Here is a 20635-nt window from a genome sequence, read left to right as displayed (position 1 = left end):
GAGATGGTGCGCTCCGAGCCTTGGCATGTCTCCGTGGATGACGCTACATCGGGTGATGTTGAACTGGCCATTACCTTTGGCTCCGGCACGATTGCATCTACACAACGGTCGACGGAGTAGATAGAGAATGTCCACACCCAAGCCTCGTCTGCGTTTCTGGCAGATTTTGAACATGAATGTCGGCTTCTTCGGCATCCAGTTCAGCTTTGGTCTGCAGCAAAGCAATATGAGCCCAATCTACAAATACCTGGGTGCACACGACGGCAGCCTTCCATATTTGTGGCTGGCTGGGCCAATCACCGGCCTGTTGGTGCAGCCGCTGATCGGAGCAATGAGCGATCGCACCGACTCACGGCTGGGCCGACGCACACCGTATTTTCTGATCGGCGCGCTGATCTGCAGTGTATGCCTGCTGGCGATGCCGTTCAGCCCGACGCTGTGGGTGGCCGCGAGTCTGCTGTGGATACTGGACGCGGCCAACAACGTGACGATGGAGCCGTATCGCGCGTTTGTCAGCGATCGCCTGGACAGCTCGCAGCACGCGGTGGGTTTTCTCACCCAGAGCGCCTTCACCGGGCTGTCGCAGACGCTGGCCTATCTGACGCCATCGCTGCTGGTGCTGTTCGGGATGAACGTGGCCGCGCGCAACGCGCATGGCATTCCGTATGTGGTGGTAACCGCGTTCGTGATTGGTGCGCTGTTTTCGGTGGTGTCGATTGGCTGGTCGACGCTAACCACACGCGAGTTGCCATTGTCCGATGAAGAGCGCCAGCGTGTGCGCGCGGCGCCACGATCACTGGCAGCCACGCTGGGCGAAATCACCTCAGCCGTAAGACAGATGCCATCAACCATGCGCCAGCTGGCGGTAATGATGCTGTTCCAGTGGTACGCGATGTTCTGCTACTGGGAATACGTGCCGTTGTCACTGGCGCGTACTTTGTTCGGTAGCACCGAGGCGGACTCTGCTGGTTTTAGCCACGCGGTACTCATCAATGGCCAGATCGGCGGCTTCTACAATTTCGTGGCGTTCGTGAGTGCTTTTGCGATGATCCCACTGGCACGCCGGATAGGCCCGCAGCGCCTGCATGCCGCTTGCCTTACGTTGGGCGGCGCGGGTCTGCTGGCACTGCCGTTGATTCACAGCCAGCTGCTGCTGTTCGTGCCGATGATCGGGCTGGGGCTTTCGTGGGCCAGCACGATGGGCAACCCGTACGCGATGCTGGCTGGCAGCATTCCCCCCGAGCGAGCAGGGGTCTACATGGGTCTGTTCAACATTTTTATCGTGGCGCCGATGCTGCTGCAGATCATCACAATCCCACTGCTTTATCACGGAGTGCTGGCAGACAACCCGGAAAACGTGATTCGCCTGGCCGGTGTTGGCCTGTTGTTGGCTGCCGTGCTGGTGCTGCGTGTGCGAACGGGCAGTTTTCGTTAGCTTGGCGACATGGCCGTATAAACGTCCAATTTTTCTGGCCAATCAGCTGATGGCCTCAGATGCCGGCGTACCACTCATAGCCCTGGTCTTCCCAGTAGCCGCCGTTGCCGCTGCCAATCTTGGCGAAGGTATCGACCAGCTCGATGCTTCCTATGTACTTGGCCTGCTTGTAGCCGAGCTGCCGACCCACGCGCAGACGCAGTGGCGCGCCGTTGGATACCGGCAGCGGCTTGTCGTTGAGGTCGAAGGCTAGGAGGGTCTGCGGATGCCGCGCTTCCCGGATGTCGACGCTTTCGTAATACGGGGTGTCTTCGTCCATATTGTCCAGGCAGTGGAACACCACGAAGCGCGCCTTCGGATCGACGCCGACGTGATCGAGCAGGGCCGACAATTGCGTGCCCTGCCATTTACCGATGGCGCTCCAGCCTTCGACGCAGTCATGCCGCGTGATCTGGGTACGGTTGTCCAGTTTCTTTAAATCATCAATGGAGAACTCGCCCGGCTTCGTGACCAGGCCGGTGACCTTGAGCTTGTAGTCGCGAAAGTTGTTCGCCATCAATGCCTGATATTCGGGTGTGTCCGGCATGGTGGTGCCGTTGGGGTGAAACGTCGGCGAGATGTCGGCCTCGGTGTACTCCTTGGCCATCGCGCTGGACGGCGACAGCAGCGCTTGCACGCGGCGGTTCAAGCCCTGGGCCTTGCCCAGTACTTTCGGTCCCCAGCTACTCTGCGAGATCTTGTCGCAGCCGGCGACCAGCAGGCCGGCGGTGCCCATGATGGCCATGCGCAGAAACGTTCGGCGATCAGTCATGGGGCGCCTCCTTTATCACGGCAATCGGTTCGGGCCCAGCCACTTTCACTGGGTCCACGTCCACCTTGTAATAGCCGGTGATCATGCCGCGCAGCTGGTTGAATGCACCGCTGATCAGCACCTCGAATACGTGGATCAGCACGAACGCGACGAAAGCCCAGGCGATGATGAAGTGGATGGTGCGAGCTGCCTGCCTACCGCCGACGAACTCCACCATCGGCGACAGCACGGCATCCATCCGTGGCGACATCGCCAGTCCCATCAGCACGATGCCGATGCCGAAGACGAAGATCACGATCAGATATGCCAGTCGCTGCAGGATGTTGTAGCGCAGTGCTTCCTCACCGTGTGGATGCTTGAAGCGCACATGGTCGGCGATCGATTTGCCTATGCCACGCCAATCGGATTTGGTTGGCCAGAGGTCCCGCTGTACGTGTTTCCTGGCCAGCGAATAGCCGATATAGCAAATCCCGTTGAGTACGAAGATCCAGGCAAAGAAGAAATGCCACTGCCGGCCCATCGAGAGCCAGCCCGGGCCGGGCACCGTAAGCCAGGAGGGAAACCCGCGCGCGATTGGCGTGCCATCGGGGCCTTTGGAAACACCGAGTAAGCCAGTGGTATTGAATTCGTGCTTGCCGATGCGGGTGATGCCGACCAGATTGCCGCTGGCATCTTCGCGGGCTTCCAGCGACAGCAGTGGTTTGTCCGGATTGTTGTAGTTGCCCCACGCCAGGCTGGGATGCGCGTTGAAAATCTGCAGCCCGCTGAAAAACATCAGCGACAGGCTGATCACGTTGATCCAGTGCATCAACCGGATCGGCAGCGAATGGCGGTAGACCAGACGTTTTGATTTCGCGGGCGCGGGAGGCGCGATTATCTGCGCGTCGGCAACGATCACGTTTTCAGTGGTCATGGCATGTGCTCCCGATCAGCAGGATGAGCGGTTCGGTTCTTCAGCACAGTGTGCGCTTGCCAGGGTCTTGCCATGAAGATTTCTCCGCAATGCGCTCTGAAACGTGCTGTCTGGCTGAATGAGCGGCCGAACGGGTCACTTTGACGACCGAAATCCGACGGCTTCCTTCAACCATTTCGTTTCGAACGAGGCAGAGGTTACTTTGTGCAGTAGATTGAATTTGTCTGCCACTCAGCCTTGGTGAGCATGGTCGTGTTCGTCCGCCGGGGCATGGGCGCATGCCACCCAGGATGATTCGCCGACCAGGTAATGCTCTTTTTTCCAGATCGGCAGACGTTGTTTGACCTGGTCGATGATGTAGCGACAGGCGCGGAACGCCTCATCACGATGCGGTGAAACCACGCCGATCCACACCGCCGTATCACCGACCGCAAGGCTGCCCACGCGATGCGCGCAACGCGCATCGGCGATGCCGAAGCGTTGCACGGCTTCGTCGATGATGCGTTCGCCTTCGCCGATCGCCAGCTCGTTATAGGCCTCGTAATCCAGACCGCTGACTTCGCGGCCTTCGTTGGTTTCGCGCACCCATCCCTCGAACACGCAAAAACCGCCGCAACCGGGTTGCTGCAATGCCTTTCGCAGCGTATTGGTATCGACGGGCTGCGCGGCAATCGTGACGCGGCTCATCCGCCGGCCACCGGTGGAATGAAAACGATCAGATCGCCATCGGCAAACGCCTGCTGCCAGTCACGGAACTGCGCGTTCACGGCGACTTTCAGCTGTGCGATATCGAGCCGGAAGCCGTGCCGCTGGCGCAGTTCGCCATATAACGCGGCGAGCGAATCGGCATCGCTGGTGATGGTTTCGCGGCCTTGCCCGGCCTGCTCACGCAGTTGTGCGTAGTATTCGACGGTAACGGATGTCATGGCAGTGTGGCTCGCAGTGTGGCCAGTTCTTCGGGCGTATTGATGTTGTCCAGCGCATCGGCCGCGTAGGGTTGCAGCAATTGCGTGTCGCCCTGAATCAGCGCTTTGCGTGGGCAGCTCCGACCCTCCTCGACGCGTGCGAGAAGCTTGGCGCGGCTGGCCGGTTCCCATAAAGCGCACAGTGGCTCAGGAAGCCCATCATGACTGCTGACAAAAGCGGTGGCTTCGCGTTTCGGATCGCGCGCTTGCAGCAAATGCTGCAAGGTCGCAGCATCCAGTCGGGGCAGGTCGCAGGCAACGACCAGCCAGGCGACGTCGGGATAAAGCGCCTGCGCGGACAGGATGCCGGCCGCTGGGCCGGCATCTTCATAGGCATCGACGATCTGCGGCAGCTCGCGGCGTAACGGTTCATTGCGCTGATCGTTGCGTATCGAAATGAATACACGGGGGAGCACCGACGCCAGCAGGTGGTAAGTCCACAGCAGTTGCGGTTCGCCGTGGTAGTCGATCAGCGCTTTGTCGCGCTGCATGCGTTGGCTGGCACCACCGCTGAGTACGAGGCCGTAGACGGTTGTTGTTGAATCGGTCGATGCATTCATGACCGGCCAGTCCCTGCATCTACATCGCGTTTGCCGCCTGACTTGTGCAGCAGGCGCACGTCGCGGATCACTATGTCGTGCGACATCGCCTTGCACATGTCGTACACCGTCAGCGCCGCGATGCTGGCGCCGGTCAGCGCCTCCATCTCCACGCCCGTGATGCCGTGGCAGGCGACTTCGCAGACGATTACGATCTCGTTGTCCTCGACGGTGATATCCACATGGCAGCGTTGCAGCATCAGTGGATGGCATAGTGGGATCAATTGTGGCGTGGCCTTGGCGCCCATTACGCCGGCCAGGTTGGCGGTGGTCAGTACCGGACCTTTCGGCGTCATGTGGCCGGCCTCGCGCAGTTGTGCCGCCACGTCAGCAGGTAGCAACACCCGTGCCTGCGCGCGCGCCACGCGCTGCGTTGCGGCTTTGGCGCCGACGTCGACCATGCGCGGCTGGTTGTCCGATCCCACGTGCGAGAGCATTCAGCCTCCGATGAAATACATTTCAATTTTCTTGTGATGGTGAGCTTGCGGCGTGGCGCGTTCTTCGCTGTAGCGATCCGTGCGCTGTAGCCAGGCGTTACGCATCATGTCGAGCAGTTGCTCATCCGAGGCGCCGCTGCGCAGCGGCGTCTTCAGATCCATGCCGCGTTCGGCAAACAGGCAGGTATAGAGCGAGCCATCCGAAGAGATGCGTGCACGGGTGCAGGCGCCGCAAAAAGGTGCCGTGACTGACGAGATGAAACCGATCTCGCCCTGGCCATCGCGGTAGCGATAACGTTGTGCAACTTCGCCTTTGTAGTTCCCTGGCAGCGCTTCCAGTGGCCAGCGCTGCTCGATCTGTTGCAGCAATTCCGCGGACGGCACTACTTCGGCCATCGACCAGTGGTTGAGATTGCCCACATCCATGAATTCGATGAAGCGCACTACGATGCCGCTGCCGCGAAAATAGTCGAGCATGTCGAGCAGGGTGTGATCATTGACGCCGCGCTGCACAACCGTATTGACCTTCAAATGAGTCAATCCCGCATCAGCGGCGGCACGGATGCCTTTCAGTACGCGCTGCAGTTCGCCGCGTCCGCCATTCATGATCGAGAACACGGCGGGATCGAGCGAATCGAGGCTTATCGTGACGCGATTCAAGCCCGCTGCCATCAGTGAGGGCGCCTGTTGGCCCAGCAGCACGCCGTTGGTGGTCAGGGCGATGTCGGTAATCGACTCGATAGATCGAAGCTCGCTGATCAGTTCGGCCAGGTTGGGCCGCAACAGCGGTTCACCGCCGGTGATGCGTACCTTGCGCACGCCGAGCAGGGAGGCCAGCCTGGTCAGGCGCACGATCTCGTCGAAATCGAGCCGTTCGGCGCTCGGCAGAAAAGCGAAATCCTTGCTGTATTTCGCCTCCGGCATGCAGTACGGGCAGCGGAAGTTGCAGCGATCCATTACCGAAATGCGCAGGTCGTGCAGCTGTCGGCCAAGCATGTCCAATGGTGCAACGAGCTTGGCGCGCAGCGTGTCAGGCAGGGAGTCGGCGTTGTTCATTTCTACCAAGGATAGTAGGTGGCGATGAAACCGGCGGGAAAGTGCTGCTCGTCGGCGGGTAGCTCGATAAAGCCATCAGTTTGCGTGAGCGCTGAAAAGTCGCCCGAAGTCTGCGGTGGCAACGGCATGGCTGCAGGCATGCCCGAGGCATCCGGCTGCAGCTGGATCGGCACGAAATATGTCAGAGCCGCGGCAAAATCCATCGGCGCGGCCAAACGGACACGCTGAGGTGGCGCCATTACATGCCCCATTGCCTCCAGCAGCGCTGGCAGCACATAGCGTGTGCCACATACCAGCGCCGACACCGGATTGCCGGGTAGTGCAAACACCATCTGGCCCTGCGGCCCGATACCAAACCACATCGGTTTGCCTGGACGTTGAGCGATCTTGTGAAAGACGCGCTCGACGCCGAGCTCGCGCAATACATCGGGTACGAAGTCGCGTTGGCCCATCGATACGCCGCCGGACAGAATCAACACATCGCGCGTGCTCAATTGTTGCTCGATCGATGACTTCAGCAGATTGCGATCGTCAACCACATGCTCAAGCCGGACATCGTACAGACCACGGCTGGCGAGCAATGCGGCGAGCGCACGATCGTTCGATCGGCGGATCTGCCAAGTCTCTATCGGAGCGTCCACATCCACCAGCTCGTCGCCGGTGGCAAGAATGGCTACCCGTGGCTGTCGAGATACGGTCACTACCTTACAGCCGTTGGCGGCAATCACGGCGATCTCCGGTGCCCGCAGTGTCGCGCCGGCTTCGATGAGCGTTTCACCGGCACGGCAATCGCTGCCACGGCGGTGAATGAATTGCCCTTGCCGGGGGTGATGATCGATCGAGATCGTGAGCTGCGATCCATTGCGCCGGGTCTGTTCTACCGCAATCACCGTATCGCAGCCCTCGGGCATCACCGCGCCGGTCATGACCTCAATGCATGCATTGTTTTGATTCATCGAGATCGGTGCCATGCCGGCTGCTTGCATGCCTGTCACGGCGAAGCGGCGAGTGCCGTGCGCGAAATCGTCGAAGCGGATAGCCATACCGTCCATCGTTACCCGGTCGAAGGGGGGCTGGTCACGCTCGGCGATGATGGGTTCGCGCAAGATGGCACCGCCAACGCTATCGATCGGCCGTGACTCGGTCGGGAATCTGGCCAAGCGTGAGCGAATCAGCGCTTCCGCCTCGCTGACAGAAATCATGGTGGTCATGGAGTGGTCTGGCATCAGCTCATCGTGAACGGGTTCGTCGCGCAACGGGCGCATGGAAACATTCGACGTGTGAAGCCGCCGAGTTACGTCATGATAAGTCGGAAGACGCCGGGTAATGCCGGTGCAGGCGATGGAGCGGAGTCGTAGAAAAGTGCCGATGTTTCACGCAGCGCGCAAGGTGCATCGAACGGACCGTGTTGAAGCGAAGCTGGTTCAGCTCAGTGCCTACATTCCCCGTCCAGCTCCATCGATACCGGCGCCATAGCGAAGCGTTTGGTGGCCATCGCGTTAAAATACAAGTTGGGCGACCCGCAAACAGAGTCAGTTCGACGGAGTGCTTTGAGCTGGTGGATTGGCCGCCGCGGCTTGCTGTGGCGGCGTTGGCAGAATCAGCTCCGGATTGGCCTGCTGTGCTTCGAGTGCCCGAATACGCTCCTTCACCGCATCGAGCTGATTGCTGTTGTTACGCAAATCGTTGGATAGAGCTATGGCCTGCTGCTGGGCCTGTTGCTGCTGTACTGCTACTTGCTGTGCCTGCTGCTGCCGAAGGCTGGCATCCTGCTGCAGGTTCTGCAGTCGCTGTTGATTCATCGCGACCATCCGCTCAGCGTAGATATTGCCGGCTTTGAGGCGCATCGCGTCAATATCCACCTCGGCCAGCTTTTCCGACTGTTGCGAAAAAGCACGATAGATGGATTCGGCATCCGTCTCCGAATCGGTCTGGATGACACGCCAGTACACGTCGCTGTGAAACATTGCGACGTAGTAACTGAGCTTTTCCGGCTGAAAGAACAGTGTCGCGCCGTAGGTGCCGTTGAACGTGGTACGCAGCTGAGTCAGCTGACGGCTATCCATCAACTGGTGAAGGTAAAACACTGTTCCGCCCGAAGCGTTGTTTTGGGCAGGTGGCGTCTGGACATTTGGTGCCTTGGAAGGGTGCACCTGGGTGGTGCACGCTGAAGCAGCCATAAAAGTCAGTGCAATCAATAACCTCAAGAACCGCCGAACGTTCTCGCTGCCGATCATCGGATTCAACCCCTTGCGTTACTGGCCAAGTGACAACCAGCGACGAAACCAGGTCTGCGGTTGCCAAAGGGCTCACACGTGCGGCCCAACACTCGCAGTCTAATGGTGCGGTACGGTGGGTCAAGTAGCGCTTGCTGGCATGCAGAGGCTGCAGTGACGATCGACTTGTCTGGTTTTGATGGTTGGTTACTTACGCAGGTTTATGCTTGCAAATGATTTGCATCTTTATTTTCTGAATTCCAAAAGATTCCAAACAAAAGTGAGCTATTTCGCAAAATTGAAATCAGCGCACCTATTTTTTGTGATGTAAATCTCATTTGTTGACATTTAAATTTGCAAGGAGCGAAATATTGCCGAATTTGCGCATTCTGGCTCTGTGTACCCGGATTCAATCCAACCGAAATCAACCTGATTCGTACAAAACCTCGTTATGTCGTTTTTGGAAAACGAAATTGATCGAGATTTAATCGGAGTCGATTCCAGTTACATGAATTGGTCGCCAAATGGAGCAGGGCATCATGATTGCAGAAAACGCTCAAGCGTTGCTTCCACAAGATCTCATATCACTGAGTGGAGTTCTCAAAGTCTGCGATATGGAGACCGTGGTTCTCGGTGCCCACCTCCGACGGGCGACGATTGATTCCGAGGTTGTGGGAGAGTCGATTTTTTGTAATATCGAAACGGATTTTTCTTTCCGAGGTCGTTTCACGATTCCGGCCGACTGGTGCGTGATCGGTTGTTTGCAACACACAACCAAAGCGAGCGGATGCAACGGCACACCGGTAAGCTCAGGTACCGCGTTTACCATTTTGCCTAACGGAATTAGCGAATTCGTTTTTGGAGCCGGTAGCCACGTCGTTCTTATGCTGGTGCCGTTGCGGAAGATCCAGCTTAAATTTGCACGGCTCGTGCATCCTGATGTGGAAATTCCCGCAAGAATGCTCGCTCTTTTTAGTCTGAGCAGTACCCAGCAGGGAACCACACTTTCCGCGCATTATGAAAAGGTGCATCAGCATCTGATTCATGATCAGCGATCTGTGAGATCCGATCCTGTGATCGAGAAAGAGATCGATATGCTGCTGGAAAATCACCTGCTGGCCGGCCTTAGTGCGCAGGCAGACGATCGGCCACAGTGCTCACGAGGGCGTCGCGCTCACTATCAGATCGTGCAGCGCGCCGAGCAATATATGCGTGGAAACATGCGGCGCGTGATCTATCTCGATGAATTGTGCGCCGCTGCAGGAGTAAGCGAGCGCGCCTTGCGCTATGCATTCGACGATCTGTTAGGTCTGTCGCCCAATCGCTACCTGTCCATGCTGCGGCTTTGTACGGCATTCCGGGCGTTGTCTGTCGCCGATGCCAGTCGGCGTTCGGTGAAATCCGTCGCATTGAGCTGTGGACTATGGGACCTTTCCCGCTTCGCCGATCACTACCGACATACGTTCGGCGAGTTGCCACGCGACACGTTGATGCGCGCACCTCCGGGTGAGTTCACGTCATCTCTTGGAGCGCATGAAATGGCCTGTGGCTGAATTTGGAGTCCAGATTTAAAAGTTTGGCCAAATTCTTGTGGCTGGTTTTCATTCGGCTGAAGTGTTCGATGGTGATGTTGTGGTCAGCGAATGCTTTTCTTCTGCCGCCTTGCCGCCCGCATGCCGAATTTGTCTAGTCTCTTGCCGAATCGGCTTATCGACGAGTCGCAATTTGCACTCCGATAGAGCATGAGTGCGTCATATCAAGTTTCGCCGAATGGGAGTCGCATAGGGTGCTCTTCCATTTGCACAGAGGCTATTCCGCCGTCTTGCATCGATAAGTGATCAGGGGCAGCAAATGAATCGTATATATCGGCTGGTTTGGTGCCATTCGCGCAAGATTCTGGTGGTAGCGTCGGAGCTGGCTTCCTCTTGCCACGGCAGCTCATCAAGCGGCGCAGGCAAGATCGATCGACGCACGCCTGGATCGACAAGCAGGTTGTTGCTAGTTGCGCTTATCGGCGCAAGTGGCATGTTGTTCGCATCAGGTGTATCGGCTCAATCGGCTGGCGATGCAAAGCTGGATGACTTGCAGCTGTTGATTACGAAATACGATACCAGCCACGCCAGCGCAGCCCCGACTCAGGTGGTGGCCTCCAGCGGGATTGCAGCCAACAACAGCTCTGTCTCGAACGAAGCTCCGATTGCCACTGCACTGCCAACCGCAATGAAGAAACATGCCGCAGTCGTCCAGTCCGGGATTGCGTCAGCGGCCACTCGTGAAGCCCACACTGCCGCGGCTACCCCCGCATTGGCGGATATTCCGTCGACCGTGGCAAGTCGGACGCCAGTCGTCTTCGCCAAAGCATCAGTTGCATCACAACAGCAGCTACAGTCGGCCGTAGCGACCCCATCAGCGAGCCCGAACAGTGCGCAGGGTTCTGTTTTTCAGGCAGCTGACACGACTGATCGAAAGCTTACGCAGGTTGTAGGCGCTCAACTGGCGCAGCAGTCGAGTACTACAAAAACCCAAGATAGTCCGAGTGACGTGCAGGCTATTGACGTTGCCGCACCGGTCCCGGCTATCAAGCGGCCAGAGCAGCCGGTTGCGTTAACGGTTGCTGCGACGGACAAGGTAGGTTTGGTCGAGGCGATACCTCCCGTTTCCTTGAGTCTTGCAGCGACCGCTGCGTCAACGCCTCCGACAACGGCCACCTCGTCGACACCGGTACCGAAAGCGTCCATCGCAGCGAGTGTAGTTGCGGATGCGGCGTTGAAGAGCAGCTTGTCAGGTCCGATGGCTTCGACGAGTGAGGTCGCCGATCGTCGCCTTAAGCATCGCACTGATGCCAATGATACGGGGCAGACCAAATCCACGGATGTTTTTGACGATACCGATACATCAGAAGTTGCTGCTGCGAACGCATCTCCGACCGGCGTATCTCCCTTGGCATTCTCACCGCTGAGTTCGGTTGCAACGGCCACGTCGCTGTCGTCGTTGGAAGCTCCAGTTTCGCAGGCGGCACCGGTGACTGCGGCCGTGCCAGTGTTTCCAACGCCAAGTAGTTTGCCTACTGGCCTTATCGTTGGTAATGGCGGTCTCGTGGGAGCGGCGAGCCAACTGCTCGGCACCACGACCAATAGTCTTTTCTCCAGCAGCAACGGTTATGTGAGCAACGGTTCCCTGCAAGTCATCAATTCCAATTTCAGCCAGGGCTATTCCGTTGTCAGTGTCCTGGGCATTCCTCTGCTCACGCTTAATCCTGTGGGTACCCTTCTGACATCGACCACTGGCGCGCTGGTAGGCGGCACGGGTGAGAATTCACATCTCACCCTGCTGGGCGGCGTGACTTCCAACAGCTATATCTACAACATCAACAACGGCAACCCCAGTGGAGTGCTCGGTCTCCTCTTGCCGAATGCGGCGCCGGCATTTGCTTCAACCTGTCTGAATGCGCTGGTGGTTCAGGTGGCCTGCTACGGCATCAATGCGGCTCAGGATTATCAGGTGCTGGTCGGTGACGGTGCTACCGCGAACGGTTCGAAAGAGGTCGTGATCGGCACCAACGCCAGCCACACCTTGCCGCTGGTGAATGCCGATACGGCATTCCCGGGTAATGGCGTCAACGATGCCACGGATCCCACCGGTGTGCCGACAGCCGATTACGAGGCGCGCCTCGGGCACTCGGTCGTGATTGGCGATTCGGCCTCGGGCACCGCGAATGCACAGACGATTCTCGGTGCGGAGGCGACATCGGATGCAGTCAATAGTGTGGCGCTCGGCTACCAGTCCATAGCCAATCGCGGACCGTTGGCCAATTACACGGCTTATGGGCTTACCGCACTCCAGAATTCGGCTGGTGAAGTTTCGATTGGCTCGCCTGGTCAGGAGCGACAGATCACCAATGTGGCGCCTGGCAGTGCGGCAACTGATGCAGTGAACGTGGCCCAATTGGAAGGTGTTGTCGCTGCTGACACGAGCGATTCAGTGCAATACGACACCGCAACGCATACCAGCGTTACGCTAGCGGGCGTAACCAGCACGGATGGCGGAGTGACCAATGGAACCACCCTGACCAACCTCCATCAAGGTGCCGTGAGTTCGACAAGCACCGATGCCGTAAATGGGGCGCAGCTGTGGAACTGGACGCTGAATCCCGCCAATCAGTACAGCAATACCAGTCTCTACAACGACATCAATAATTCGGCTGGTAGCAAGTATTACGCCGTCGACTCCACGCTGGCCGCATCTCAGGCCACGGGCACCAATGCAATAGCGGCCGGTCCAACCGCCGTGGCGTCCGGTGCGGACGCGCTTGCGGTTGGCGACGGCGCCAATGCCAGCTTTGCGAATAGCATCGCGCTGGGTGCCGGATCGGCAACCGTCGTGGGCGCACTTGTCAACTACACCGCCTACGGTCTCTCGGCGCCCCAGACATCGGCCGGCGAGTTGAACGTGGGCAATCGTCAGATCACCGGTGTTGCGGCGGGCTCCGCTCCGGATGATGCGGTGAACCTGGCGCAGTTGGAGGCCGTATCGACGGCTGGCGGCGGCGGTACGAGCAATCGTGCCGTGCTCTACGATGCCGACGCCTCTGGCAATCCAACCAATACGATTACCCTTACTGGCAATGGAAGTGGCGCGCCTGTCGGTATCACGAACGTCGCTGCAGGCGCCGAAACAGCAACCAGTACGGATGCCGTGAATGGTTCGCAGCTGTGGAACTGGACTCAGAACGCTAGCAACATGTACAGCAATTACAGCCTGTACAACGACTTCAACAGTCTCACCACGCAGGGCGGCGGCGGAAACAGTAAATACGTCCAGGTAAATTCCACGCTGGGTGGTGCCACAGCGGGCGGCACGAACAGTGTTGCGATCGGCCCAGTGGCTAGCGCCAGTGGAGCCAATAGTGTGGCGGTGGGTAATGGCGCATCAGCCACTGCGGACAATTCCGTGGCGCTGGGCGCGGGGTCTCTTGCCAATAGGGATAATACGGTTTCTGTAGGTACCGCTGGTGGCGAGCGACAGATCACCAATGTTGCTGCAGGGACGTCAGATACCGATGCGGCGAATGTGGGGCAGGTGAATACGGGCGTGCAGCAGGCGGAAAACTGGGCGAGCAGCTACACCGATCAGCGTGTTGGCGCGCTCAGCAGTGAGATCCAGCAGGTAGGCAATCGGGCCAACGCAGGCGTTGCAGCAGCCATGGCGATGGCCGGCTTGCCGCAAGCCTATGAGCCTGGAAAGAGCATGGCTGCTGTCGCGGCAGGCACGTTCCGAAGTGAGTCCAGCATTGCCGTCGGTGTCTCAACCATCTCCGAAGGTGGGCGTTGGGTCTACAAGTTGACTGGATCTGTCGATACCCGCGGAGACGGCGGCATGTCGATTGGCGCTGGCATGCAGTGGTAATGCCCGATGCAAGCCCAAGCCAACGCTAACTCTTATCGATAGTTATCTGGGGGGTGCAAGATGCCACGGTTTCAAGCGCACGGATGGAAAGCTCTGGCAGTCGTCTTTGCCGGGTTACTGGCGATTGTCGGCTGCAGCAAGGTGCCCAGGCATGCTGCTGCAGACAGCGGTGCTACGGAAGGGGTGACTTTTCCTGATCCAGCCAAGGCCACCAGACCTGAAGGTACCTTCGTCAATCTGGCGAACCTCAGAAAAGTCGAGCCCGGCATGACCAAAGACCAGCTTTACGACTTGCTTGGAGCACCGGACTTCAACGAGGGCGTCTTTGAAGTGAGAAAGTGGACCTATATCTTCGATTTTCGTAATGCAGGAGGAGTGGCTGACTATTCCCGCTGTGAGTACCAAGTTGTTTTTGGCAAAGACCACCACTCGCAAGCCGTTTACTGGAAGCCGGAATCCTGCAAATCCGAACTCGACACCCCAGCGGCCGCACCCGCAGCAGTGGCAAACGTCGCTGCACCTTTGCCGCAAGAGCCAATCCGGCTGTCGGGGGATGCTTTGTTCGCGTTCAACCGTGCGGATTTGACCGATGACGGCCGGCAGAATCTTGGTCAATTCCTGCAGCGCATACAGCAGGCGAGCCAGGTCGAGGATATTTCGATCGTCGGCTACACCGATCGCATCGGCAGCGATAGCTACAATTTGTCGCTCTCCCAGCGTCGCGCAGATGCGGTGCAGCGCTATCTCGCCGAGGGCGGCGTCCCTGCAACGGCGATGCACAGCACGGGTAAGGGTAATGCCGACCCGGTAGTGCAATGCTCTGACGCCAATCACGCCGCATTGATCAAATGCCTGTCGCCCAACCGTCGCGTCGAGCTATCGGGCGTCGCGCGCCCCTGATTGTTTTCAGCTCGTTGCGATGAGCCGCCCCTGGGATTACGCCGATTTGGCGTGCGGGTGTCTTCAGCACAGTCTTGTGTAATGGCAGAAAACCACAGTGCGATGGCATATATCGCGCCATTTTCGTGCCGACTAACTTTGGACGGGCTCTTACCAAGGTCAATGAATAACTAAATGGGTCGATATTCGTGCTGATTACGCACTATCGATTGGCGTCAGTGCGTAATAGTGAGATATTGAGCACGGAAACGCGCAATTATCTTTGGCAGGGGTGCTGATGAATGTCATTCGAGTGCTTAAATTGCACCCTTGGAAAGTATTGCCGGTAGCTTGCGCATGGCTGCTGCTGATTGCAGGTTGCAGCACGTTATCGAATCACACGCCTGTTGCCAGCAGCGTGCAGGGGGAAGTTGCGTTCCCGGATCCCGTCAAATCCACCGCGCCCGAAGGTGCTTTCATCAGTCCGGAAAACCTTCGGCAAGTCACGCTCGGCATGACAAAAAATCAGCTCTACAAATTGCTGGGTGCGCCGCATTTCGATGAGGGTGTATTCGGTGTAAAGCAGTGGAACTACATTCTGAATTTCCGCCGAGAAGATGGTGAGGCTGATTTTTCCCGTTGCCAGTACCAGATTGTTTTTGACGACAAGCATCACGTGCAGGCAACGCATTGGAAGCCAGAGTCGTGCAAGTTCATTGTGGATAAACCAGAAGCTGCCGCTCCGATAGCGCAAGCCGTTGCGGCGCCAGCGGCCATGGTGGCACTGCCCAATGAACCGATACGTCTATCGGCGGATGCTCTGTTTGCGTTCAATAGCGCTGATTTGACGGAAGGCGGACGTGAGAGCCTTGGTCAGTTCATGCAAGAGGTTCTGGTAGCCAGCCAGATGGAAGATATTCTGGTGGTCGGCTACACCGATCGCATCGGCAACAGCCAAGCCAACCTGCTGCTGTCCAAACAACGCGCAAAATCAGTGCAGGGCTATCTTATCCAGGGCGGCGTTTCCGCATCAGCGATCCATAGCGATGGACGAGGGAGCGCCAAGCCGGTGGCCAAATGCACCGACAAAGATCGTACTGCGCTGATTGCATGTTTATCGCCGAATCGACGCGTGGAACTTTCCGGTAATACTCGACAAAAGTAATCCGCCAATCAGGTCCGCTCAGGATCTCAAACGCGTCACGCCAAACTTCGGCGGTTTTTCGAAAGCCGGCAGCTTGACCCACCGGTTACAAGAAGTAAGGGTGAAATCAGCGATGGTAAAACTACAGTCGCAGACAGATCGAAGAATATGGGGCGAAATTGCATTGTGAGCCCCTTTTCCGCCAGGAAACCTCAGAAGCGACCTTGGCTTTCGCACCCTGTGGGACAATAGCTTTCCATGCTGACTACCCCAATTCTGCTATGACCGTTTCAAAAGACGCCTTCAAAAAATTTCAGGAAGAATTAGCCGCGCTGGATAGCCAATCTGATCCGAAGTCTTCGAAGACACCACAGATGTCCAGACTGGATCATGCCAAGGCAGAATTTCTTACTTTGAAGAGAAGGTATGGGCTCACCGTGGCAGATGTAGTGGCATTCTTTCCTGAAGAGGACGGGATAACGTATCTGCAGCAGCTCATTGCAGCTGCAGAGGAAAAGCGTCTCAAGAAAAGATAGGTGGTATTCGGAACTGCCGTAGACCGTCCGATGGCACATCGCTCGACGAAAAAGAGCGGCTACTACATATTTTAATGGGGCAATACCCGTAGCTCGGTGCCCTTGTTTGTGGACTAGGCCCCTAAACGGGCGGTTCAAAACAGCCACTCCGAGAGGGCCGCAAAACGAAAAAGCCCACTCGATAGAGTAGGCTAAGTCATTGTTCTACATGGTGGCCGGGGACGCTAACTAACTGGTGTTTTCATGGGTCGGGATGGGACGCTATGGAACAGTCGGCAAGGTAATAAAACGGCGTAACCAAGCTATTTACTGGCTATCGATGGAATCAAGCCATCCCATGTAAGCCCATTGTGTCCCTCAACCTTTGTGGGTAAATTGAGGGTAACTCGCAAGGGGTTACCCGCATGCTCAATCTGCTGCAGATCAAGAACGCTAAACCTGTCGAACGTGCCTATAAGGTGGCGGACGGCAATGGCTTGACCCTGCTTGTGCAGCCAGACGGCGGGAAGTTCTGGCGACTGCGCTACCGGTACGCCGGCAAGGAGCAAATGCTCAGCCTAGGCCAATGGCCCGACGTGTCGCTCGCTGATGCCCGCGCGAAGCGCGAGGATGCCCGAGCCAAGCTACGTGCAGGCCAGAACCCGGCCGCTCTTCGTAAACAGGCCAAGGCTCAGGCCCAAGTCGCCGCGGGGAACACGTTCCGCGCTGTCGCTGAGGAATGGCTAGACATCCACCGGGCAACGTGGCGCGTATCGCACATGTCCCGCGTCGAGTCGCAATTCAAGATCGACATCTTTCCGTCCATTGGCGATAGGCCTGTCAGGGACATCTCGCCGGCCGAGGTGTTGGCGATTGCAAAGCGCATCGAGAAACGCGAAGCCCTCGACATGGCTCGCCGGGCGTTGCAACGGATGACAGCTGTCTTTGCGCTTGCTGTGCGTACGCTGCGTGCTGACAGCAACCCAGCCCGCGAGCTTACTGGAGTGATCCGCACCAAACGCGTGCAGCACCACGCTGCGCTCAAGCTCGATCAGATGCCTGACTTCCTGCGCCGCCTCGACGCGGTGGCTACCTACCCCGAAACGAAAGCGGCACTTGAGCTACTGGTTTACACAGCCAGCCGATCGGGCGAGATTCGGGGCATGCGCTGGTCTGAGGTCGATTTCAACGCCGAAGTGTGGACCATACCCGCAGACCGCATGAAGATGGACGCTGACCACTTGGTGCCGCTAAGTTGCCAAGCCCTAGCGTTGCTGGAGCGCATGCGTCCTCTCACAGGCGGCGGTGACCTCGTGTTTCCGAGTCCATCAAAGCCGAAACAGGCGCTCACGGCGAATGCGTTGCTGATGATGCTTAGGCGCATGGGATACGAAACTGGCGACATTACCGCACACGGCTTCCGGGCCACCTTTAGCACGACGATGAACGAGCTCGGGCATCAGCCCGACGTCATCGAGCGCGCGCTAGCGCACGTAGCAAAGGACAAAGTGCGTGCGGCCTACCACCGCGCGGCGTATATCGACGAACGCCGCGACTTGCTGCAGAGCTGGGCCGACTTGGTCGACTCGAAGCGGTCAGGCGCGGACGTCATACCAATTAGACGCCGAGCGCGTCGGTAAAGGCCAATCACGAGATTGACCATTTCAACGCCGCGTCTAGGCTTATCCCCGAAACCCTGACACTTTCTCAGGCGGATGCGGCTCCTTTTGAAAGGGCAAGGGTCTGCGCTATGGCCGCAAAAAAAAGTGCATCGACAGGAGATGACGTCTTGTTTGCGGCTCTTATCGAGGAGAACGCGACGCAAGTTGCTGATGCATTGCGCCTGCATGACCAAAATCAAAGCCGAACTTTGGTGCTAAAGATGATCGGTCATGAAATGGTCGCTAAGGGAGCATCAGACATAGACGAAATGTCCCCTAAAGAATTACGCGTTCACGCTAAAAATATGCTTTTACTCGCATCTCACCTTATGGGAATGCTCATACACGGGGATGCAAACCGGGTCGCGATCGGTATTCAAAACAGCGAAATAAAAAGAAAATTGGCCGGAACCGTTAAGACGCTCGACAAGGCGGCTAACCATGCATCAAGCAGGAAAAGTGCTGGTGCAGCACTTACAAACGCTGATAAGGCAGAAGCCGAGGCGACAGTTTTGGAGCTGTGGAATCGGCTTCCTTTACGTGAAAGAACAAGGCGGGGTGCGGTTAAAAGCTTTGCAGGGGAAACAGTTTCTAAAGTGAATAACACAACTTATGACGGCATCAGGAGGTGGGTTGCTAAGTTTCGGAAAACGTCCAATCGCTAGCGCTTAAGCGCAACCGCTAGCGGCTGCGCCTCGGATTGCTCTGCATGTGAATAATAGGCTTCCAACAAGGCCCGCCGGGTCTTGATTGGAGCCACTTCATGCAACCAAACGCCATACCCATTACAGGCTTTTTGCGTCAAGCCCAGCTTTTGGGCAACCCGAAAGCTGAGCCACCAATCGCCGGCATCCTTCCTATAGGAGCCAGCACACTTTGGCGTTGGATAGCGGATAAAAAATTTCCAAAACCTCTAAAACTCAGCCAGCGCGTCACTGCCTGGAAGTGTGAGGATATACGAGCGTGGATGGACGCTCAGGAGGCCGCGGAATGAGTGCACCTCCTAATTTGGCCCCATCTGTTCTGCTGCTGGCACGTCTTGATGGGGTCCAAAAGACCGCCAAGGGGTGGCGCGCATGCTGTCCGGTTTGTGGCGGCAAGTCTCGCAAGCTGAGCGTAGGTGAGGGTAACAACGGCGCGTTGCTTGTGACCTGTTTCAGTTGCCACGACACCCCTGCGATTCTCGATGCTGTCGGCTTGCAGATGGGTGACCTGTTCCCCGAACGCATCCGCGATACAACCCCCGAAGGTCGGCGCGCAGCGCAACAAGCGTTCAAGCAAGCGGGATGGGGTGCGGCACTTGGCGTCGTAGGTCGAGAGGCGAAAGTTATCAGTATCGCCGCGCATGACCTTGCAGCCGGCCTCGTGTTGAACGATACCGATGCCGAACGGCTGGCGCTCGCTATTGATCGAATCGACACCGCTCGCGAGGTGCTGGTATGACGCCCGCCGCGGAACCACTTCCCGCCAGCATCCGCAGTCTGGATGAACGCGCCGAACGCGACTTGGCCACTGTCGAACGTACCGTGGGTTCGCCTTGGTGCAATGGTGCAAATCCTATGAACGCACCAGCGCACCACGAGGAGAGGCTGCCGCGTAAGGTCGTGGCGGTAGATGCTGCAGGGCTTTTGTCCGAAAGTTTTCCGCCGCGCGACAAGCTGCTGAAGCCGTGGCTCACGACCCAGTCGCTCGCGATGATTTACGCGCCGCGCGGCATCGGCAAAACGCACATGGCGCTAGGCGTTGCATACGCGCTCGCATCGGGTGGCGAGTTCCTGGGCTGGAAGGCGACGGTGCAAACGCCTGTGCTGTATCTGGATGGTGAGATGCCGGGCGCGGATCTGAAAGCTCGCGTTGCCACGATTATCGCCAGCAATGAACGCGAGGCAGCGGACGGATACCTGCGGTTTGTCACGCCCGACCTGCAAGAGGATGGCGTGATGCCTAACCTATATCGGCCGGAAGGTCGGGAAGCCGTCACCGCGGCTCTAGGTAATGCCCGCGTGATTATCGTGGACAACTTGAGCTGTCTTGTACGTGGTGGCAAAGAGAACGAGGGAGAGAGCTGGCAGCCGGTCCAGGAGTGGGCGTTACAAATGCGCTCGCAAGGTCTTAGCGTTGTTTTCGTTCACCACGCCGGCAAGGGAGGCCAGCAACGCGGCACGTCTAAGCGCGAAGACGTTCTCGACACCGTCATTGCGCTGCGCAAGCCCGCTGATTACGAACCCGATCAGGGCGCACGGTTCGAGGTTCACTTCGAGAAAGCCCGCGCACTCTATGGGCAGGATGTGTCTCCCTTCGAGGCCGCGCTTACCACGCTGCCTGACGGGAACCAGACATGGGCGACGCGAGCGGTATCCGATGCCAGCGAGGAGCAAATGATCGAGTTGGCTGGGCTGGGTCTGACCATGCGCGAGATTGGCAGCGAGCTGGGTGTGAATCATTCGACCGTAGTGCGCGCACTGAACAAGGCAAAAGACGCGGGCCGTTACATCCCGAAGCCAAAGCCGAAAAAAAAGCCCACGCCGAAACGGGGGAACTGTGATGATGACTGACCCGAACGGAACCTGGTGCGCGGGTGCACCGCCAAAGAATGCA

Annotated in this window: 20 protein-coding genes and 1 pseudogene; 12 read left to right on the top strand and 9 right to left on the bottom strand. The window is 57.8% G+C overall.

Annotated elements, in window-relative coordinates; all coding sequences use genetic code 11:
• Window positions 1-127: 127 nt before the first annotated feature.
• Window positions 128-1435, top strand: a complete 1308-nt coding sequence (locus HDE80_RS06005; protein WP_184668747.1) for an MFS transporter — start codon at window positions 128-130, stop codon at window positions 1433-1435.
• Between the two features lie 55 nt (window positions 1436-1490).
• Here HDE80_RS06005 and HDE80_RS06000 read toward each other — a convergent pair whose 3' ends face one another.
• The 9 genes from HDE80_RS06000 to HDE80_RS05960 all read right to left on the bottom strand — a co-directional run bounded on the left by HDE80_RS06000 (window position 1491) and on the right by HDE80_RS05960 (window position 8396).
• A complete protein-coding gene (locus HDE80_RS06000; RefSeq protein WP_184668745.1) occupies window positions 1491-2246 on the bottom strand; it encodes a molybdopterin-binding protein in 756 nt (251 codons plus the stop codon).
• Window positions 2239-3159 (bottom strand): cytochrome b/b6 domain-containing protein, encoded by a 921-nt coding sequence (locus tag HDE80_RS05995; protein WP_184668743.1) that lies wholly within the window; start codon window positions 3157-3159, stop codon window positions 2239-2241. Before HDE80_RS05995 ends, HDE80_RS06000 begins: the two co-directional genes overlap by 8 nt.
• 231 nt (window positions 3160-3390) lie before the next feature.
• Window positions 3391-3846: a molybdenum cofactor biosynthesis protein MoaE gene (locus HDE80_RS05990; protein WP_184668741.1), complete on the bottom strand. Its 456-nt coding sequence runs from the start codon at window positions 3844-3846 to the stop codon at window positions 3391-3393.
• The gene (locus HDE80_RS05985; RefSeq protein ID WP_184600874.1) at window positions 3843-4085 is read right to left on the bottom strand and encodes a MoaD/ThiS family protein; all 243 of its coding nucleotides are present in this window, start codon (window positions 4083-4085) and stop codon (window positions 3843-3845) included. The genes HDE80_RS05990 and HDE80_RS05985 overlap by 4 nt, the downstream gene beginning before the upstream one ends.
• Entirely contained in the window at window positions 4082-4684 is a 603-nt protein-coding gene (locus tag HDE80_RS05980) for an NTP transferase domain-containing protein (protein ID WP_184668739.1), read from the bottom strand. Before HDE80_RS05980 ends, HDE80_RS05985 begins: the two co-directional genes overlap by 4 nt.
• Window positions 4681-5160: a cyclic pyranopterin monophosphate synthase MoaC gene (moaC, locus tag HDE80_RS05975; RefSeq protein WP_184668737.1), complete on the bottom strand. Its 480-nt coding sequence runs from the start codon at window positions 5158-5160 to the stop codon at window positions 4681-4683. Before moaC ends, HDE80_RS05980 begins: the two co-directional genes overlap by 4 nt.
• Window positions 5161-6156 carry a GTP 3',8-cyclase MoaA gene (gene moaA / locus HDE80_RS05970; RefSeq protein ID WP_255483614.1) on the bottom strand — a complete coding sequence of 332 codons (996 nt, stop codon included), beginning with the start codon at window positions 6154-6156 and terminating at the stop codon, window positions 5161-5163.
• 62 nt (window positions 6157-6218) lie between these two features.
• Complete coding sequence (locus HDE80_RS05965; protein ID WP_255483592.1) at window positions 6219-7481, bottom strand: molybdopterin molybdotransferase MoeA; 1263 nt, start codon at window positions 7479-7481, stop codon at window positions 6219-6221.
• A gap of 267 nt (window positions 7482-7748) precedes the next feature.
• Window positions 7749-8396, bottom strand: a complete 648-nt coding sequence (locus HDE80_RS05960) for a DUF2968 domain-containing protein (protein WP_184668733.1) — start codon at window positions 8394-8396, stop codon at window positions 7749-7751.
• Between the two features lie 575 nt (window positions 8397-8971).
• Here HDE80_RS05960 and HDE80_RS05955 point away from each other — a divergent pair.
• From HDE80_RS05955 to HDE80_RS05910, 11 genes and pseudogenes are all read left to right on the top strand, one after another.
• Entirely contained in the window at window positions 8972-9985 is a 1014-nt protein-coding gene (locus HDE80_RS05955) for an AraC family transcriptional regulator (RefSeq protein ID WP_255483591.1), read from the top strand.
• Between the two features lie 298 nt (window positions 9986-10283).
• Window positions 10284-10403 (top strand): annotated as a pseudogene (locus tag HDE80_RS22140) (ESPR-type extended signal peptide-containing protein); the annotation flags it as partial.
• Window positions 10404-11372: 969 nt separating this feature from the next.
• On the top strand, window positions 11373-13838 hold the full coding sequence (locus HDE80_RS05950) for a YadA family autotransporter adhesin (RefSeq protein ID WP_255483613.1): 2466 nt from the start codon (window positions 11373-11375) through the stop codon (window positions 13836-13838).
• A gap of 183 nt (window positions 13839-14021) precedes the next feature.
• The gene (locus HDE80_RS05945; RefSeq protein WP_184668727.1) at window positions 14022-14738 is read left to right on the top strand and encodes an OmpA family protein; all 717 of its coding nucleotides are present in this window, start codon (window positions 14022-14024) and stop codon (window positions 14736-14738) included.
• A gap of 277 nt (window positions 14739-15015) precedes the next feature.
• Complete coding sequence (locus tag HDE80_RS05940; RefSeq protein ID WP_184668725.1) at window positions 15016-15882, top strand: OmpA family protein; 867 nt, start codon at window positions 15016-15018, stop codon at window positions 15880-15882.
• Window positions 15883-16085: 203 nt separating this feature from the next.
• On the top strand, window positions 16086-16397 hold the full coding sequence (locus HDE80_RS05935; protein WP_345776414.1) for a 2-hydroxyacyl-CoA dehydratase: 312 nt from the start codon (window positions 16086-16088) through the stop codon (window positions 16395-16397).
• Window positions 16398-16801: 404 nt separating this feature from the next.
• A complete protein-coding gene (locus tag HDE80_RS05930; RefSeq protein ID WP_184668723.1) occupies window positions 16802-18016 on the top strand; it encodes an integrase arm-type DNA-binding domain-containing protein in 1215 nt (404 codons plus the stop codon).
• A gap of 110 nt (window positions 18017-18126) precedes the next feature.
• On the top strand, window positions 18127-18702 hold the full coding sequence (locus HDE80_RS05925) for a hypothetical protein (protein ID WP_184668721.1): 576 nt from the start codon (window positions 18127-18129) through the stop codon (window positions 18700-18702).
• 98 nt (window positions 18703-18800) lie between these two features.
• Complete coding sequence (locus HDE80_RS05920; RefSeq protein ID WP_184668719.1) at window positions 18801-19031, top strand: AlpA family phage regulatory protein; 231 nt, start codon at window positions 18801-18803, stop codon at window positions 19029-19031.
• Window positions 19028-19480, top strand: a complete 453-nt coding sequence (locus tag HDE80_RS05915) for a virulence-associated protein E (RefSeq protein ID WP_184668717.1) — start codon at window positions 19028-19030, stop codon at window positions 19478-19480. Before HDE80_RS05920 ends, HDE80_RS05915 begins: the two co-directional genes overlap by 4 nt.
• Window positions 19477-20592 carry an AAA family ATPase gene (locus HDE80_RS05910; protein WP_184668715.1) on the top strand — a complete coding sequence of 372 codons (1116 nt, stop codon included), beginning with the start codon at window positions 19477-19479 and terminating at the stop codon, window positions 20590-20592. The genes HDE80_RS05915 and HDE80_RS05910 overlap by 4 nt, the downstream gene beginning before the upstream one ends.
• The last annotated feature ends 43 nt before the right edge of the window (window positions 20593-20635 follow it).

The organism is Rhodanobacter sp. A1T4, assembly GCF_014207185.1.
Lineage (GTDB): Bacteria > Pseudomonadota > Gammaproteobacteria > Xanthomonadales > Rhodanobacteraceae > Rhodanobacter.
This window is presented reverse-complemented; position numbering and strand designations above follow the sequence as displayed.

Bases quoted from the DNA above. Each gene is read 5' to 3' on its own strand.
- HDE80_RS05910 (WP_184668715.1), top strand. From the start codon at position 19,477: ATGACGCCCGCCGCGGAACCACTTCCCGCCAGCATCCGCAGTCTGGAT.
- HDE80_RS05965 (WP_255483592.1), bottom strand. From the start codon at position 7,481: ATGCGCCCGTTGCGCGACGAACCCGTTCACGATGAGCTGATGCCAGAC.
- HDE80_RS05995 (WP_184668743.1), bottom strand. From the start codon at position 3,159: ATGACCACTGAAAACGTGATCGTTGCCGACGCGCAGATAATCGCGCCT.
- HDE80_RS05920 (WP_184668719.1), top strand. From the start codon at position 18,801: ATGCAACCAAACGCCATACCCATTACAGGCTTTTTGCGTCAAGCCCAG.
- HDE80_RS05940 (WP_184668725.1), top strand. From the start codon at position 15,016: ATGAATGTCATTCGAGTGCTTAAATTGCACCCTTGGAAAGTATTGCCG.
- HDE80_RS05915 (WP_184668717.1), top strand. From the start codon at position 19,028: ATGAGTGCACCTCCTAATTTGGCCCCATCTGTTCTGCTGCTGGCACGT.
- HDE80_RS05930 (WP_184668723.1), top strand. From the start codon at position 16,802: ATGCTCAATCTGCTGCAGATCAAGAACGCTAAACCTGTCGAACGTGCC.
- moaA (WP_255483614.1), bottom strand. From the start codon at position 6,156: ATGCTTGGCCGACAGCTGCACGACCTGCGCATTTCGGTAATGGATCGC.
- HDE80_RS05960 (WP_184668733.1), bottom strand. From the start codon at position 8,396: ATGGCTGCTTCAGCGTGCACCACCCAGGTGCACCCTTCCAAGGCACCA.
- HDE80_RS05955 (WP_255483591.1), top strand. From the start codon at position 8,972: ATGATTGCAGAAAACGCTCAAGCGTTGCTTCCACAAGATCTCATATCA.
- HDE80_RS05985 (WP_184600874.1), bottom strand. From the start codon at position 4,085: ATGACATCCGTTACCGTCGAATACTACGCACAACTGCGTGAGCAGGCC.
- HDE80_RS05990 (WP_184668741.1), bottom strand. From the start codon at position 3,846: ATGAGCCGCGTCACGATTGCCGCGCAGCCCGTCGATACCAATACGCTG.
- HDE80_RS06005 (WP_184668747.1), top strand. From the start codon at position 128: ATGTCCACACCCAAGCCTCGTCTGCGTTTCTGGCAGATTTTGAACATG.
- HDE80_RS05980 (WP_184668739.1), bottom strand. From the start codon at position 4,684: ATGAATGCATCGACCGATTCAACAACAACCGTCTACGGCCTCGTACTC.
- HDE80_RS06000 (WP_184668745.1), bottom strand. From the start codon at position 2,246: ATGACTGATCGCCGAACGTTTCTGCGCATGGCCATCATGGGCACCGCC.
- HDE80_RS05925 (WP_184668721.1), top strand. From the start codon at position 18,127: ATGGCCGCAAAAAAAAGTGCATCGACAGGAGATGACGTCTTGTTTGCG.
- moaC (WP_184668737.1), bottom strand. From the start codon at position 5,160: ATGCTCTCGCACGTGGGATCGGACAACCAGCCGCGCATGGTCGACGTC.